Raw genomic sequence first — 15,213 nt, forward strand, 5'->3', positions numbered from 1 at the left:
AAATTGTTCTAGAACTTTGAGATTGACATTGAAGATAATGCGTGATACATTTATATCAATACATATAGGAGAAATGAAACACGATATGAAAAATGAAGAATTTTTGCAGCAATATCCATTAAAAGTAAGTTCTGCTATAATAGCTCCACTCGGACAATTCCATGTGTTCTCAAGAGAAAACACCTTACCTTTACCGAATCTTAACGGGATGTATGTTCTTTCTGAAGCTATGGGAATTCCAAAATCTTCTGTCAGAGTAAATCTATCCAGATTATGCAAGTCTGGAAGTATAAAAATGATTACAGATAATAATGGTGTTAACAGATATCAGATGGCAGGCATGATGTCACTTATCAGTGATCAGGCAGAGACCTTTGGAAAAAAAGAAGGCTTCACCATAGCAGTATTCCGTTTTCAGAAAGACTCTGAAAAAGAGAGGTATAGAGTCAGGGAGATATTATATTCTTTTGGCTTTCAGATGCTTGCTCAGAATGTCTATATGAGTATCAGAATAGATACGGCAGGGATATTGCGGGAGCTAAAAAATTGGGGCCTATATCATAATGTATTTTTATTTGATTGCGATGAGATCTATGGTGAAATTATGGAACAGATTACTGATATGTGGAAACTAAAGATATGGAGAAAGAAACTAGATGATTTCTATAACACACTGCTTCAATACTGGAATTTTAGCAATGCTGATGAAGAAGAAATCTATATCCGCTACAGTATAGGCTATAGTGCTTTTTTTGTACATTTTCAAGAAAAACACCCGGCAATCCCCTTTGCATATCTGCCAGAAGATTATCCATTACTTAAGCTTTATAATTTAATGGAACAAACTTTAAAAAATTATGAAAAGATACTTATAAATTATTACGCAAAAATCTATAAATAGAAACCATTTAATGGATTGTTTTTATTAAAATCCTAAAAAAGATTGAAAGGTCAGATGGAAAAAGATGAGTACTCATATTTATTATTATTCAGGGACGGGGAATTCGCTTTTTGCAGCCAGAAAATTGGCTGAGGAGGTAAGTGATTGCAGTGTTTTTCCGATGCTCACCTACAAGCGGGCAGATAGCATGGAGACAGAAGTCCAAGTTATTGGATTTGTCTTTCCGGTATATGCTTTTTCTCTCCCCAAACCTGTGGAAGCGTTTCTAAAAGAAGTATATTTACCAAAAGATGTCTTTCTCTTTGCTGTAGCTACAAGAGGGGGTTCTTCATGTCAGGTATTTGAGGAGATAGACAGGATTTTAGAGAAGAAAGGAATCAAGTTAAATGCCAGGTTTTTTCTGGATATGCCGAATAACTATCTAACTATGTTTACGCCGCCTGCTGAAGTAGAGGCAAATAAAATATTAGATGTTGCTGAGACAAGATTAAGGGATATTTCAAAGTTTATCAGTCGTCGCGAAGACAGTAAAGAAAAAGATCCGCATGAATCTTATTTTGAAAAGAATATACTGTTTCCGATATTGTCCAGAGTATATAAGAAAACCAATTATTTTGGAATGGAGAAAAAATTTTGTACGGACAGTAAGTGTACAGGATGTTCCTTATGCAGTAAATTATGTCTTTCAGGGAAGATACATATGGAAGAAGGCATTCCTGTGTGGAATCAGCAGATAAACTGCTATCACTGTCTTTCATGTATACATTACTGCCCTGCACAGGCTATTCAGCTTAAAGACACTAAAACAAATAAAATTGGGAGGTATCATAATCCCTACATTACTTTTGAAGATATTATATTACAAAAATTAAGGGATTGATTTTTTATATCGGTCTGTAGTAGTATAGTGTGAGGGTTAAATCAACTAAAGCCCACGTGGAGGAACAAATGAAGAATATTGTAGTTATCGGTGTTGCAGGAGGTTCAGCTTCCGGTAAAACAACCGTTGTTAACCGGTTGCAGAGTATCTGTGATGACCGTGTTGTATTACTTAGCCATGATTATTATTATAAGCCATTTTCAGAGCTGTCTCCGGAGGAAAGAACAAAGATTAATTATGACCATCCCGATGCTTTTGATACAGAGCTTTTAATTGAAGATATCAAGAAACTGAAACAAGGAATACCTATTGACAGGCCGGTGTACTCCTATATTGAAAACACAAGGTTGGAAGAGACAATCCGGGTTAATCCCTCCAAAGTAATAATTATAGATGGGTTTATGATATTCGAGAATGAGAAGCTCAGGGATTTAATGGATATCAAGGTTTTTGTAGATACGGATGCCGACGAAAGGCTGATAAGAAGGATTAAGAGGGATGTAAACGAAAGAGGAAGAACTCTTGATTCTGTTATAAATCAATATACAGAAACAGTAAAGCCTATGCATGAGTTATTTGTAGAACCCTATAAAAAGTTTGCTGATATCATCATCCCACGAGGCGGTCTTAACGATATTGCAATTGATATGCTGGTACACCGAATTGAAGCCATTGCAAAAGAAGATATCGAATGATATCGGGCAAATTTAAGGAAGTATCTGGGAGGAGCTTAAATGAAACTGATAATTATACGGCATGGTGATCCGGACTATTCCATTGATTCCCTTACGGAAAAAGGTTGGAGAGAAGCAGACCTTCTGTCCAAGCGTATAGCAGCTCTGAAAGTCAAAGATTTTTATGTATCACCTTTAGGAAGAGCAAAGGATACAGCATCAGTTACTTTGAATAAAATGCAGCGTGAAGCAAAGATACTTCCCTGGTTAAGGGAATTTGAAGCACCGATAATAGACGAACATACCGGTGAGAAGCGGATACCCTGGGATTGGCTGCCGGAGGAATGGACAAAGGTCGAGGAGTATTATGACAGGAACTTATGGCATAAACAAGAGGTAATGCAGGAAGGGCATATATATGAGGAAGCTTGCAGAGTCTATACAGGGCTTGATGATTTATTAAAAGAACATGGCTATGAACGGGATGGAAGAATTTATCATGCTGTTAAGGCAAATACGGATACAGTTGTTTTATTCTGTCATTTTGGAGTTGAATGTGTAATGCTGGCACACTTATTGGGAATCTCTCCTATGATTTTATGGCATTCCTTTTGTGCCGCACCCACCTCAGTAACTACACTGATTACAGAAGAGCGCAGAGAAGGAAAGGCAAGTTTTCGAATGAGTGCTTTTGGTGATATTTCACATCTGTATGCGGACGGTGAGGAACCAGCCTTTGCAGCAAGATTCTGTGAAACCTATGATAATATGAATGAAAGACATGACTAGATAAATACAGCTTCGGGAGATTAATCCCGAAGCTGTTGTTTTAGACAGATAAGTTAATCCAGAAGATAGGAATAGGTTTTTTGTAATACATTCTCCAAACCCTGTGATTTCAGATATGTCTTAAGATTTTCATCTCTTAATGTTAATAAATCAGAATAATTACTATTAAAATCTAGTATCTTATTAGCAAGTCCGGGTATTTTCTTACCAGAGTGCGGCATGACACAGAAATCTTCAATTGTAGCATTAAAATAACTGCCATCGCTTGCCTGCTCATATTTCTCCAAAGTATAAGAGTTATCCTTCTCCTTGTGAAAGTTCATAGCAGAAGAGGCTACTCCGCCTCCGGTATAAATTAATGTATTCTCATATAATTTATAATAGTCATAAAGAGTTGTTAATAGTATTTTTAACTGATTTCCTTCTTCATAATAGCCGAAAACATGCGGTGTAACAATGACAAAACCCATATCATCATCATGTCTTATCTGGGTTTCTGTTTCATAGACAAGCTTCAACAATTTATCATTTCCTTGATAGGTAAAGTCAGGCAGAACCGTCTCAGGCTTAATATACAGATTTTGATACCACTCTATTGGGCTAATATCATCAGCTTTCTTATCGCAACGATTACCTAAAATGTCATCACATAAATTCATCATTATTGTTCCCTTGGCAGTATTTCCTTCACCTTTATAAAAGAGGGAGAGCATATAATAAAGGGCGTTGTCACCATGGTGAAGGATATCTTCGTAATTTTGTTTACAATCTGAATCCTTACCATTTTTGGATAGAGAAGTAAGAATAATACTGAGATCTTTATCAACATCGGTTGAAACAGTTCCATCGTCGATTAAAAGACTGAACAAGGTTCCATAATCTTTAAGAGGAACCATCATGCGTTGGTTTACCTTAACGGACTGGATATAGGGTATACCATTCTGCTGATATAAATAATAGTCTGAAGAAGGGGTATATTGGTTGTAATTAATGTGAAGCTTATAACATTTATCCAAAGTACTAATATCGATGCCAGGAATGATAGAATCGGATGTGTAATAATAGCAACGATTAATAATTTGATCAGCCAATGTCATAAAATCTTTTGAGGTAATAGTTATCGTAAGATTCATACCTGTTAAAGGGCCGGTTAACTTGTAGGAGGAACCTTCTGGAGCATTCATGCCAGGCTGTATGATAAAGTCTGAGTTTAATGCTTCCTTTTTATCAACAAGTCCGTTGGTATTAATATAGTAATCTGATATTGAGGTTTCACTGGGGTTAGTTATTGCTGTCTGCTTTAGAGAAATTTGCTTTTGATAAGAAGATATAAGCAAGTTTACACAGAAAATAAAGATAACTGCTAATAACAGTGAAAGTCTGAGAATTTTTGTTTTATCGGATATTAGGTTTTTAATAAGTTCTTTTATGGTTGTTATGAAGCTTTTCATAAGCTCCTCCTGGCTAGAAATTTATTTCTTGAAACATTTTTTGATACATTCGTAACTCTCAGTGCTGATTACATGTTCTATCTTACAGGCATCTTCAGCGGCTGTCTCACTATTGACACCGATAGAGATTAGCAATTCCGTTAGTGTTTTATGGCGGTCATAGATTTGAGCAGCTACTTTATATCCTTCTTCTTCCAGAGTAATATATCCGTTCTCATCCACCTGGATAAAACCATTTTCCCTTAACTTTTTCATAGCAACGCTGACACTTGGCTTTGTAAATCCCATCTCTGTAGCAATATCAACCGAACGGACCTTGCCGACTCTTTCTTTTAAAATTAGTATCATCTCTAGATAGTTTTCTGCGGATTCTTTTATTTGCATACCATATCACCTCAATTAAATGAATTATTTCTTAAGTGGAAAAATATTTAACTAATATCATAGTATCATATTTTTTCAATTTATGATATGATAAATGGAAATTGCTGAGAAAAATGTAGTGACACCCGTAGGCTATCTACTCGAAGGATACAAACGAACTTAGGTAACAGGTATCAGTACGAAGGAGCTATTACATGTTTGAAATCAGGAGTTTTTAAAACCTGTATTGGGGAGAGAGATTATTATGATAAGATATAGAATGCTGAAGCAGAATGACGAAGAAAAAAAGGAATATCACAGAATGCGGCATACCTTATGGCCAAAGCATGATGAAGCGGATTTGTACGAAGAAATGCTGAAAATAGCAGGAGGAACACCTTTTTATAAAAATGAATTGTCCTGGACCGTATTTGTTGCTGAAAGAGAAGACGGAAGGTTGGGAGGATTTATAGAAATTACCCTTTATCCTTCTCTATCCTTTTGCAGCACATCCCCGGTAGCGTATATCGAAGGCTGGTTTGTTGATGATGACCTGCGCAGGTGCGGAGTTGGAAAAGCATTAGTTGAAACCGCAATAAATTGGGCTGCTGAAAACGGATGTACTGAAATGGCTAGTGATGTAGAACTGGGAAACTTGATTAGCCAGCTTGCACATCAGGCGCTGGGATTTAGAGAAGATCATAAAGACAATGTTTGTATATATTATAAGAGAAGTATAGTTAAGTCAAAAATTAAGATAACCCTTGTCATACCCAAAAAAGGGGAAGATTTGAAGGAAATGGAAAAGTTCTTAAAACAAGAAGAAGCGGATATTTATATATTTCCTGAAGGCTTTTTGGAGACAGAGCAATTAACAGAGGCACTTCAATTGATAAAAGAAACCGGCAGATATGTAATAACCGGTTTAAAAGACACCAGAACAGAGAATTCCTACCAGACGGCACTGATTATTGATAAAGGGATTATAGTAGGGGATTACAGAAAGAACATCCTGACACAAGGAGAGAAGGCAAAGGGAAGAGTACCTGGAGAGAGCATCTATTGTCTGGATACAAAATATGGAAAAATCGGTATTCCAATCTGTTATGAGATACACTTCCCGGAAGTACCAAGAGTAATGGCTTTAGAAGCTCCCTTTATGTTAGTAAATCTGATCGGTACAGGGATGTATCATGAACAGCAGTATGATCAATGGACGACGTTGGCAAAAGCAAGAGCAATTGAAAATGAGGTCTATGTTCTTGGCTGTTCTCATTATGCCGGTGAAATCCCTCTGGCATTTGCTTTTTCACCAAAAGGTGAATTGCTTGTACAAAATAAGAAGCAATATGGCAGTATTAGTTTACATATTGATAGGAAGGAAAGCTATATAAGAGAAATATCCTATCATTTGGACCGTTTACCGGATCGTTTTGTAAAGCTTTGTGAATAAAGATAAGGGTACCTATGAAGTTATTAAAACATAGGTGCCCTTAATTGTTTTAAGATATAGGTGCCATATGTAACAGTGATTTCACTTGGATATAGTTATATCAATATAATTAGGCACAGATTCTGCGCCATCCTTTACAGAATGCAAGTATATTCGGTAGCTTCCGCCTGGTTGAAACAAAGACTTATCCAGTATGATATTGCTATCCTTTATATCTGATTGTGAAAAAATTTGAGTCCAGCTGTTAGTATCTGTAACTACAGCGGTATAGCTATCAGCTGAATCGTTAAGTTCCCATTGTACATTTATGTCTGATAGTGACATAGCAGTTCCGGTTTTCGGAGCTATAATTTCAGGCGGCAGCAATTGTTTAAAAAGAATATCAATATAACTTGGAGCGGATTGAACGTCTCCCTTCTCAGAATGTACGTATATACGGTAACACCCGCCTGCTTTGAATATTGTTTTATTTAACAAGAGTGAGTTGTCGGTAATATTTTCTTCTGTAAATATTTTCGTCCAGCTGTTGGTATCTGTTACAACAACACAATAACCGGTTGCTATTGCTACGGGCTCCCATTGGATGTCCAAATCGGACAACGATAAAGAGGTTGCTGAAGATGTTGTAATTTTAGGAGAGGGTAACTCTTCTATATTAATATCAATATAAGCAGGTACAGAATATAGATCATTAACTGCAGAATGTATATAAATACGATAACTTCCCCCAGGTTTAAAAAAAGAGTCTTTCAAAAGATATGAATTCCCTTGGATATTAGTTTTTTTAAATATTTTCTTCCAGTTGTTAGTATCCGTAAGAACTAAGGAATAGCTGGTGGCAGAATTAACTGGTTTCCATTGTACCTTAATGTCTGTGAGAGGAAGAACCCCCCCGGTTTTAGGACTGGTTATTTTAGGTTTTAAAGGTTTAGCTTCTTTTGTACCGGAGGAAGAGGAGATATTATTTTTTTTAGCTTTTGTTTTCTTTACTGAGGGTAAATTACTTATAGAAATCTTACTCTGGTTTGACAAGTCCGATGTGGTATGGTTACTGGAGGCCGGTGAGTGAGTTTCATTATTTATACTTGGGGTTTTGGTCAATGCATTCTCTGATATGTCATTTCCGTTTAATATTTTAGAGGTTTCTGCGGCAACACCTGTTGGCAGGACCGAGTTTAGGTTATCAGGGGACTCGGGATGATGATGGGTGAATATGAAAACGTATGATATCAATATTAATAGTAGGCTTAACACAGCATGAACATATTTCATCTGCAAAAATTTAGGAAACTCTCTTTTTTTAGAATTCGGTTCATCTTTTATATCACGAGGTGAGTTCTTATGGGTGGTTTCTGCTTCAGTTACTTTAGCATGAAGCAGAAAGGTATTTTCTTTCAATAAATAAGGTAAAAATTTATCTTTATTTTTTAAAAGATAGAGAAGCTCCTTTGTTGCCTTGAATAAAGCATTGGAATCATCCTCTGCAATTCTTAAAACCCATATGTCAACATTATCTCTAATTAGATTACCGGCATATGAGGTGAATTCATCTGATTTTAATATACAGAGTATTCTGTCCTTTAAAAGACTATATTTACCCTTATCCTTACAGCATTCAATGATGTATTCCAAGATGGAGTTTATGATAATCAAATATTTTGGACTTGAAATACCATTTATCCAATTGTGAAAATTTCCTTCATTAACCTCAAAATCAAATTCCGGTGAATCTGCGGCATCATCTATGTAAAAATTCAAATAAGCATAATCATTATAGTTATATCCATATGTTTTTCTTTTTTTACTGTAATTATTAATATTTGCGGCATGGGCTGCATAACCGACGCTAATAGGATAAATTTCCTTGAAGATAGTTTTGTAAATCGCAGAAAGCAGTTGTTTTCTTACATCGATATGGCTCATATGATATTTTACCTTCTTTCCAGATAAATTTTTATATATTTAATCCATTTAAGGAAAACTATAATGTATTTATATGATATTTTATGCTATTATTTTCCATACAGATGTCTAATTAAACAGTATTATAGCATTTATAGTATTTATTTGGAAGGAAAGATTTTTACATGTTAAAGATTTAATGGGTCAGGCTGAAATGTGAGTTTATATAGATTTATAATCAGCAGAGCCAAGCGGAGAGTGGAAGTAACTGAGCTTTTCGATGGGTTTACATATTATAAGAAAATACTTAAAAGTGCTTATATAAACCTCCTACAGTTTCATGTAAGCATAGGTAAGTTCATTTGTAAATGAATTTGCCAATAAAAACTGTTTCTTCGGAAACAGTTTTTAGAACGGCTGCACGTTTCATTATTTCCTTCTTCAAGTCTGGTGGGGAAATACGGTATTAACAGTATCATTATCGCCGTTTTGCTCTGCAAGTGCAGCCTTTCTTCTGTGAGGATTCGAAGGATACTACAATTTAAACATAGCTATTGGTCAAATATGTGGAAATATTATCGAATCTTTTTAAAGTTAAAATTTATAATTGTAAATTGTTATACTGTAAATATCCTACTCTGAATGTAAGGAAATATGTAAAAATCTGCCGCATAACTTAAATGGCAGTAAAAGTTATGCGGCAGTTCCAAATAAGGGTATATAATTTAATTTATTGCTCTTCCCAATACTTTTTACAGCTATTGGAAGTCATTACATAGGTCAGGAATCGAAGAGCTGATTTTCTAAGCTCAGATAATGTTACCCGTCCTTCCTGAAAACCGGTAAGTACTTGCTCTATGACCGGAGGTCCGCCCGGCATGATAACATCATTTCCTGCTGCTATGGCATCTGCACCGTCTACTACAATATCCATGTCTCCCCAATCGGTTACAACAATTCCTTCATAACCCCATTCTTCTCTTAGGATACCTTCGCAGAGGTCAAGATTGCCGGCTGCAAATATACCGTTTATCTTATTAAAGGAGGTCATAAGAGTAGATACCTTGCTGTTTTTTACAACCATTTCAAAAGGTTTTAAATACAATTCTCTGGCAGTTCGTTCCTCAACAATGGAATCCAACGCATCAAAGGAATTTTTTGTACTGCCTCTTCGATATGTTTCCTGTTCATTGAGCGCAAAGTGTTTCGGGCAGGTAGTTATTCCGATTTCTTCGGCACCAAGTGTGATGGCAAGACCACAATAACCGGTATGTCTCGGATCTTCGGAATAATATTCAAAATTACGGCCGCCAATAGGATTTCTCTGTAGATTTATTCCGGGTGCAAGCCAGCTGTCCACATCTAGACCGGAAGCTTCTGCTGCACAGGCTGTACCAAATTCTTTTAATAAGTCCATATTAAAAGTACAGGCCATAGAGATTCCCGTAGGCCAAGCTGTTAGCTGAACGCCTGCAGGACCATCTTTGTAAAAAACAGAGGGGATTCCGTATTTTGTAAGGGCAGGGGAGATATATCCTGCAAACCCTGTGGGATGAGTGGAAACAGCAATATCTGTGCCGTCACTGTATTGAATAGTGGATGCATATTTACCACCCATACCGCCAAAGGGAAGTCCTGGACCATAACCATTTAACAATACTGCCAGTTCTTCCGGAGTCATTTTCTCAACCAATTCTTCCAAGGTGCAATGACCATCTTTTACATCCTTTAAAGTAAAAGCTTGCATTGAGACAGGCTTTCGTGCTTCTTTATCAGATAGAGAAGAGGAGCAGGATGCGGCAGCTATTGATTTTTTACTTTCATTAAAATCCTTTTGCAGCAGTGTTAATAAGCATGGAGCATTATGTTTCTCAACTTCTTCCGTAGAGTAGGAGTAGGAAGCCGCACCTTTGTTGCTTAAAAATGCAAGCTTGCCTTTATTGGAAGAATTAAGTGAGAGTCTGTTACTGTAGCTGGCAGTAACAATGGTTTCTTCAGCTTGTACCTTTCCGATAATTTTTGTATTTCTGGAAGAGTTACCAAGTCGTAAGAAGTATTGTCCATTTTCTATAATATAGGAAGCAGATGCTTCGTCGTAACTTGCCAGTTCTTTTAATGGGAAACTAAGAGTCATCTCTTCTGTTTCGCCGGGAGCCAATTCTTTCGTTTTAGCATAAGTAAGCAATTCTTGATAGGGCTTTTCTAAACAGCCGGAAGGAGCACTTACATAGAGCTGTACCACTTCTTTTCCGGAATAGAGTGTGCTTACATTAGTGACATTGGCAATTATCTGCAGATTTTCGCCTTCCCTGCAGGCATAGGAATATGCTATGTGAAAGTCAGCGTAAGATAATCCGTAACCAAAAGGGTACATGACAGGAACATTAAAGGTATCAAAATACCGATAACCCATGTAAATGCCTTCTTTGTATACTGCGACAGGCCTTTTGGAAAAGTCTTCCTGGCTTTTGACTTTCGGGTTTCGGTTATCTTTGGCAGATAAACCGAAATCTTCGTATGTTAATATGGTATCGGGTCTGTCCTTATCCGTAAAGAAGAGTTCCGAAGAGGGGTAAGCTTCATAGGAATAAGCTATGGTTGAAGGTAACTTACCACTGGGAACAGCCTTACCGGTAATGATATCAGCAAGAGCAGCAGCTCCTTGTTCTCCTGCCGTACCTAAAAATAATATGGAGCGGACAGAAGGATAAGACTGTATTAAACTTAAATCTACAAAGCCATTTATATTAAGCACTACTACAACATTTTCAAAATGGGCTGTTATTCTATGAAGTAAGTCCTTTTCAGAGGCAGTCAGATAATAGTCATCCTGAACACGTCGGTCACATTCTTCACCACCGGAAGCTCGTCCCAGTATAAAAAATGCAGTATGAGTGGAAGGAATTGATGTAAGGATTTCCTCGTTAATAGAAAATTCCTCTATGGGAGCCTTATATTTTCCGAAAATCTCATAAATTAGTCCGCTGTTAAGAAGTTCCTTGAACTTATTACGTTCTTCCTCCGGATCAGGAGCATTTTCTCTTTCGGTATCCAAAGCATTTTTATAAAAGGCTTCCAGAGCAGGGTCTAAGGTCAACCCTGCTTTTATAAACTCCTCAGTAATAAGTGTAGTTTCATCGGAAGCAGTAGCGCCGGAACCGCTGCCGCCTATCAGCGTATCAAGTTGCGCACGTCCAAAGATTGCAATAGGTGCACCGGATTTTAAGGGTAGGAGAGCATTGTCGTTTTTTAATAGAACGATTCCTTCAGAGGCCAATTTCTTGGCTAACGAAAGTCGGGCTTCCTTTGATTCATAGGTAAGCATTCGTAACTCCTTTCATGAATATCAAATCTTGAAAACACTTTTATTTTCTTAATCTGGTATTTTTGTTTATCCTTAACTTCAATTAAGGAAGCGTTACAAAGATATCAATTTGTCCATTTGCCTTCTCAAGAAGTTCCTTCTTAACTCTTAATCCACCTTCACGATAGGGATTTAAGATAGTTTCCCCGGAAACTGGGATACCGTCGATGCTTACGGAGATTCTGTTATTCGTCAAATTATCCTTGTTATCGCTTTTTACTGAGATATGATAACAGAAATCCAAATCTCTATTAAAACAATTAAAATGCAGCTTTAATCCGTCAAGATAGTCGGGAAGTACAGGATCTATAATTAAGGAATCTGCCAGGAAACGGACACCAAGTATATTAGAGATCAACTGGTTCAGATAGATTCCAGGACCGCTGGAATAAAGCCTCCAGCCACCTTTTACAGAGATACTTCCGGTTTTTAATTTATCAAAATTCTCAGCAAAATCATAGCGGTCTGTAAAACTTCCATCAGAACTGCTGAAATACAAATTGCTTTGCCTTAAGCAGGCAGATGGTACACTTTCCTGAATGAGAATAGGGTTGATTGTAAACAAGCTGTCCCAAGCCGTTGAGCTGTCACCGATTTTAGCACAAGCCTCAAGATAACGAATATGTGCATGTGTATATTCAAGACTTATTTCTCTTCCTACATTGGCGGCTTGTTCTGCTCTCTTAAAGAGTTTACTAACTCCTCCGTTGTACCGAGCAGGGCGGTTCATTAGATGAACACCGTCAGGGAATTTAAGTTCCTTGTCTATGGTCTGCATATTAACCTTGGCTTGTTCGGGAGAGACCAGTTCAGCAATAATGCTTCGGGTCATTGGCAGGAGTCTGTAATTAATACCGGTTTCTTTATCCACCGGATGAAGCATATAGGTAATTTCATTATTGTCATATTGAACAAATCCTGGAATAATGCCATCTTTGATTAAGAGGGATTTAAAATCATCTGCTATCTTTTGGGAGCTTTCGGATAATTTTTCTGCAAAATTGCTGTCAGTTTCCTTTAACATGGTTCCTAAACGTCTTAATGTCTGGAAGGCCAGTGCGACAGTCCAGGAGCTAACTAAATGTTCACGCATCTTAGGGTCAACCGGCTGCAAAGTATCATCCCAATCACCACCTGCATAAGTGATTAATCCGGTGTTGCCGATAAAACGTAATTTAACTGCTTCGAAGGCACGTTTAATATGGTGCAGTAATGTAAATTGTTCGTTTGCTAAGTCTTTATATGGAATTTCTCTTTGGAGTAAAGCGTAATCACCGGAAGCTTCCAGATAATCACCAATACATTTAAGAGGCCAGAAGATTACATCGCCATGGCATTCTCCGGCATCCATAGTATAACGATCAAACATAAACCATTGAGGCCATTCTCCGTTTGAATGGGACTGGTGGGAGAAGATATTTAGCAGCACTTTTCCGGCCAGGTTATAATTCTGAGTCATAAGGAAGTATTCCATAGGTCCCTGGCATACATCTCTGGTTCCCCAAGCCGCTCCGCCAGGTTGTTCCAGGCCGTGAGGTGAAGCGAAGTGAATCATTGCATTGTGAGTGTACCACCAGGCAGTTTCATTCAAGATGTCAATTCTTGTATTTTCTCCTTTGCAATCTAAAGAAAGCTTAAAACCTCCGTTTAAATTGCGGTAATAGTCTAGAGCGGCAGCCTTTTCAGTTTCAAAGTCAATGGTTGGAACACTAAGGGAATCCTCACCGTTTAGAGAGCCGGCTATAATGCACTGAAAGTTACTGGTTTCATTCATAGTTATGGTTATGAAGGTATCATCTCTGGAAATACCATCTTCAAAGAATATTCTGTCATCACTTGTCTGCCATTTAGCACCGGATAAGAACATGCTATAGCTAAGTGCTTCATATTCCGTAGAGATTCCGGTAAAATGTAATCCATGGGGGATTTCAGCAAAGGAAACTTCTTTCGTATGTTCATTTTCACCAAGAACCATTTGATTTGTAAGAATAAAGTCATAGGACTTTTCCTTCTGACTGGTAACATCCAGAACTACGTAAGGCTTATGGGCGGCAGTATAGGAAGTTATTTTTAGCAGGTCATCTTCTAAAACATAATACCAGCTGGCATAATTCATACCCATTTCAAAGAGAGCAGGAAGAGTTAACAGGCGGTAGGTTCCGTCCAATTTAATATACAAGTGCTGACCGCAATTTTTCTGGATATTCAAAAGCCCTCTTGGGGTTGATAAAAATTTATGAAAAGAGGTATTTCCAAGGACTGTTTGACCATTGAATAATCCATACATATAAGCAGTACTGGAGATTGCACCTTTGGCATCAGTCCATTTACCGTTAATGCTTTCTTCCTCTAATTCACCCGGGCAGCTTATGAAAATTGTTCCGTGAGGGCGTTCCATATGGAGTTCTTTTTCTTTTGTAACTATATGACTGTGGTCCTTTGTAAAGAAAGACAGCAGTTTCTCGCCGTTGCGTTCCTCCAGAATACGAGATGGAAATAAAGCATCAATAGCTTCTGGGGAGAGGGCTGGGGAGGAATAAGTAGTCCCGAACTCCCTTTTCAGAGTTACAAATGGGTAGGGAGTATAAATATCTTCTTCTAATGCTTGATATGCGGACTTTATTTCAGCGTCATATTCCAGAGAAGTAATTGCATCTGGGTGGTTTTCTGCCGCAAATCCATAAAAAGCAAGTTTCTTGCTGGAATTCAGATTAAACTTCTCTGTCTGGAAAGCAGTATAGGAAAATTCAAACTGATAATTAATATCCGGCAAATCTTCTGTAAGAGCAGCAGGTATATCGGTATCTTTGTAGGAGGTTTTAAAGAATTGCATCCCGTCAGTGGAATAATGTATGACGGAAGCACCTAAACTACCCTGTCGGAGATATGGATAGGAACCTCCCTGGTCCTGGTTTTGTCTGGAACATATGGTATAACCATTATCAGAAGAGAAGATACTATGTCCAAGGTATTGTGCTGCATACAATTCATTTGTAAGTACAGCTCCGGAAGAGGCTACACCAATATCTTGACCATAGAGGAGGTCAACAGTTTCACCGTTACCATTTAAAGCAATTTCCCAGAACCATACGCTTTCTTTTGCGTAGAAGATTACCTCATAAGAGATACCTTCTACAATTCCGGTATACTTAAGAGATGTATTTCCCTTTTCTAATTTCGAACGTGAACGAATTCCCAAAAGGGGATATGCGGTGACGGAATTCTCTTTATATATTCTAAGATATATGTTATTCGGAGAGCCATCTTTAGAATTTCCATGAAATCCATTTAACATGATACCATTGTGGTTGAATTCGAAAATATCACCGGTAGGCAGAAAACAATAACTTGTTTTGCCTGCTTTCAATTCAATTAAATTATTTGTTAGGTTCATAACACGGGGGTCCTTTCTGAAAGTAGTATGCAATGGATATGA

10 protein-coding genes are annotated in these 15,213 nt (G+C 37.4%); 5 read left to right on the top strand and 5 right to left on the bottom strand.

Annotated elements, in window-relative coordinates; genetic code table 11:
* The first annotated feature begins 85 nt into the window (after positions 1-85).
* The 4 genes from bsdcttw_RS11500 to bsdcttw_RS11515 all read left to right on the top strand — a co-directional run bounded on the left by bsdcttw_RS11500 (position 86) and on the right by bsdcttw_RS11515 (position 3,244).
* Positions 86-901: a hypothetical protein gene (locus bsdcttw_RS11500; RefSeq protein ID WP_185259501.1), complete on the top strand. Its 816-nt coding sequence runs from the start codon at positions 86-88 to the stop codon at positions 899-901.
* Between the two features lie 64 nt (positions 902-965).
* Complete coding sequence (locus tag bsdcttw_RS11505; RefSeq protein WP_185259502.1) at positions 966-1,781, top strand: EFR1 family ferrodoxin; 816 nt, start codon at positions 966-968, stop codon at positions 1,779-1,781.
* Positions 1,782-1,849: 68 nt separating this feature from the next.
* Positions 1,850-2,476: a uridine kinase gene (gene udk / locus bsdcttw_RS11510; RefSeq protein ID WP_185259503.1), complete on the top strand. Its 627-nt coding sequence runs from the start codon at positions 1,850-1,852 to the stop codon at positions 2,474-2,476.
* 39 nt (positions 2,477-2,515) lie between these two features.
* Positions 2,516-3,244, top strand: a complete 729-nt coding sequence (locus tag bsdcttw_RS11515) for a histidine phosphatase family protein (RefSeq protein WP_185259504.1) — start codon at positions 2,516-2,518, stop codon at positions 3,242-3,244.
* A 53-nt stretch (positions 3,245-3,297) separates the two neighbouring features.
* Here the strand turns inward: bsdcttw_RS11515 and bsdcttw_RS11520 are convergent, their stop codons facing one another.
* Together bsdcttw_RS11520 and bsdcttw_RS11525 are read right to left on the bottom strand one after the other, a co-directional pair.
* Positions 3,298-4,695: a hypothetical protein gene (locus tag bsdcttw_RS11520; RefSeq protein ID WP_185259505.1), complete on the bottom strand. Its 1,398-nt coding sequence runs from the start codon at positions 4,693-4,695 to the stop codon at positions 3,298-3,300.
* 21 nt (positions 4,696-4,716) lie between these two features.
* On the bottom strand, positions 4,717-5,079 hold the full coding sequence (locus bsdcttw_RS11525; protein ID WP_185259506.1) for a metal-dependent transcriptional regulator: 363 nt from the start codon (positions 5,077-5,079) through the stop codon (positions 4,717-4,719).
* Between the two features lie 244 nt (positions 5,080-5,323).
* Here bsdcttw_RS11525 and bsdcttw_RS24895 point away from each other — a divergent pair, with 244 nt between their 5' ends.
* On the top strand, positions 5,324-6,511 hold the full coding sequence (locus tag bsdcttw_RS24895) for a GNAT family N-acetyltransferase (protein ID WP_197979844.1): 1,188 nt from the start codon (positions 5,324-5,326) through the stop codon (positions 6,509-6,511).
* 81 nt (positions 6,512-6,592) lie between these two features.
* Here the strand turns inward: bsdcttw_RS24895 and bsdcttw_RS11540 are convergent, their stop codons facing one another.
* The 3 genes from bsdcttw_RS11540 to bsdcttw_RS11550 all read right to left on the bottom strand — a co-directional run bounded on the left by bsdcttw_RS11540 (position 6,593) and on the right by bsdcttw_RS11550 (position 15,171).
* Positions 6,593-8,434: a hypothetical protein gene (locus bsdcttw_RS11540; RefSeq protein ID WP_185259507.1), complete on the bottom strand. Its 1,842-nt coding sequence runs from the start codon at positions 8,432-8,434 to the stop codon at positions 6,593-6,595.
* A 709-nt stretch (positions 8,435-9,143) separates the two neighbouring features.
* A complete protein-coding gene (locus tag bsdcttw_RS11545; RefSeq protein WP_185259508.1) occupies positions 9,144-11,738 on the bottom strand; it encodes a glycoside hydrolase family 3 protein in 2,595 nt (864 codons plus the stop codon).
* An 82-nt stretch (positions 11,739-11,820) separates the two neighbouring features.
* Positions 11,821-15,171 (bottom strand): GH36-type glycosyl hydrolase domain-containing protein, encoded by a 3,351-nt coding sequence (locus tag bsdcttw_RS11550; protein WP_185259509.1) that lies wholly within the window; start codon positions 15,169-15,171, stop codon positions 11,821-11,823.
* Between the last annotated feature and the right edge of the window lie 42 nt (positions 15,172-15,213).

The organism is Anaerocolumna chitinilytica (genome assembly GCF_014218355.1).
GTDB lineage: Bacteria > Bacillota > Clostridia > Lachnospirales > Lachnospiraceae > Anaerocolumna > Anaerocolumna chitinilytica.

Bases quoted from the DNA above. Each gene is read 5' to 3' on its own strand.
- udk (WP_185259503.1), top strand. From the start codon at position 1,850: ATGAAGAATATTGTAGTTATCGGTGTTGCAGGAGGTTCAGCTTCCGGT.
- bsdcttw_RS11505 (WP_185259502.1), top strand. From the start codon at position 966: ATGAGTACTCATATTTATTATTATTCAGGGACGGGGAATTCGCTTTTT.
- bsdcttw_RS11515 (WP_185259504.1), top strand. From the start codon at position 2,516: ATGAAACTGATAATTATACGGCATGGTGATCCGGACTATTCCATTGAT.
- bsdcttw_RS11545 (WP_185259508.1), bottom strand. From the start codon at position 11,738: ATGCTTACCTATGAATCAAAGGAAGCCCGACTTTCGTTAGCCAAGAAA.
- bsdcttw_RS11520 (WP_185259505.1), bottom strand. From the start codon at position 4,695: ATGAAAAGCTTCATAACAACCATAAAAGAACTTATTAAAAACCTAATA.
- bsdcttw_RS11540 (WP_185259507.1), bottom strand. From the start codon at position 8,434: ATGAGCCATATCGATGTAAGAAAACAACTGCTTTCTGCGATTTACAAA.
- bsdcttw_RS11525 (WP_185259506.1), bottom strand. From the start codon at position 5,079: ATGCAAATAAAAGAATCCGCAGAAAACTATCTAGAGATGATACTAATT.
- bsdcttw_RS24895 (WP_197979844.1), top strand. From the start codon at position 5,324: ATGATAAGATATAGAATGCTGAAGCAGAATGACGAAGAAAAAAAGGAA.
- bsdcttw_RS11550 (WP_185259509.1), bottom strand. From the start codon at position 15,171: ATGAACCTAACAAATAATTTAATTGAATTGAAAGCAGGCAAAACAAGT.
- bsdcttw_RS11500 (WP_185259501.1), top strand. From the start codon at position 86: ATGAAAAATGAAGAATTTTTGCAGCAATATCCATTAAAAGTAAGTTCT.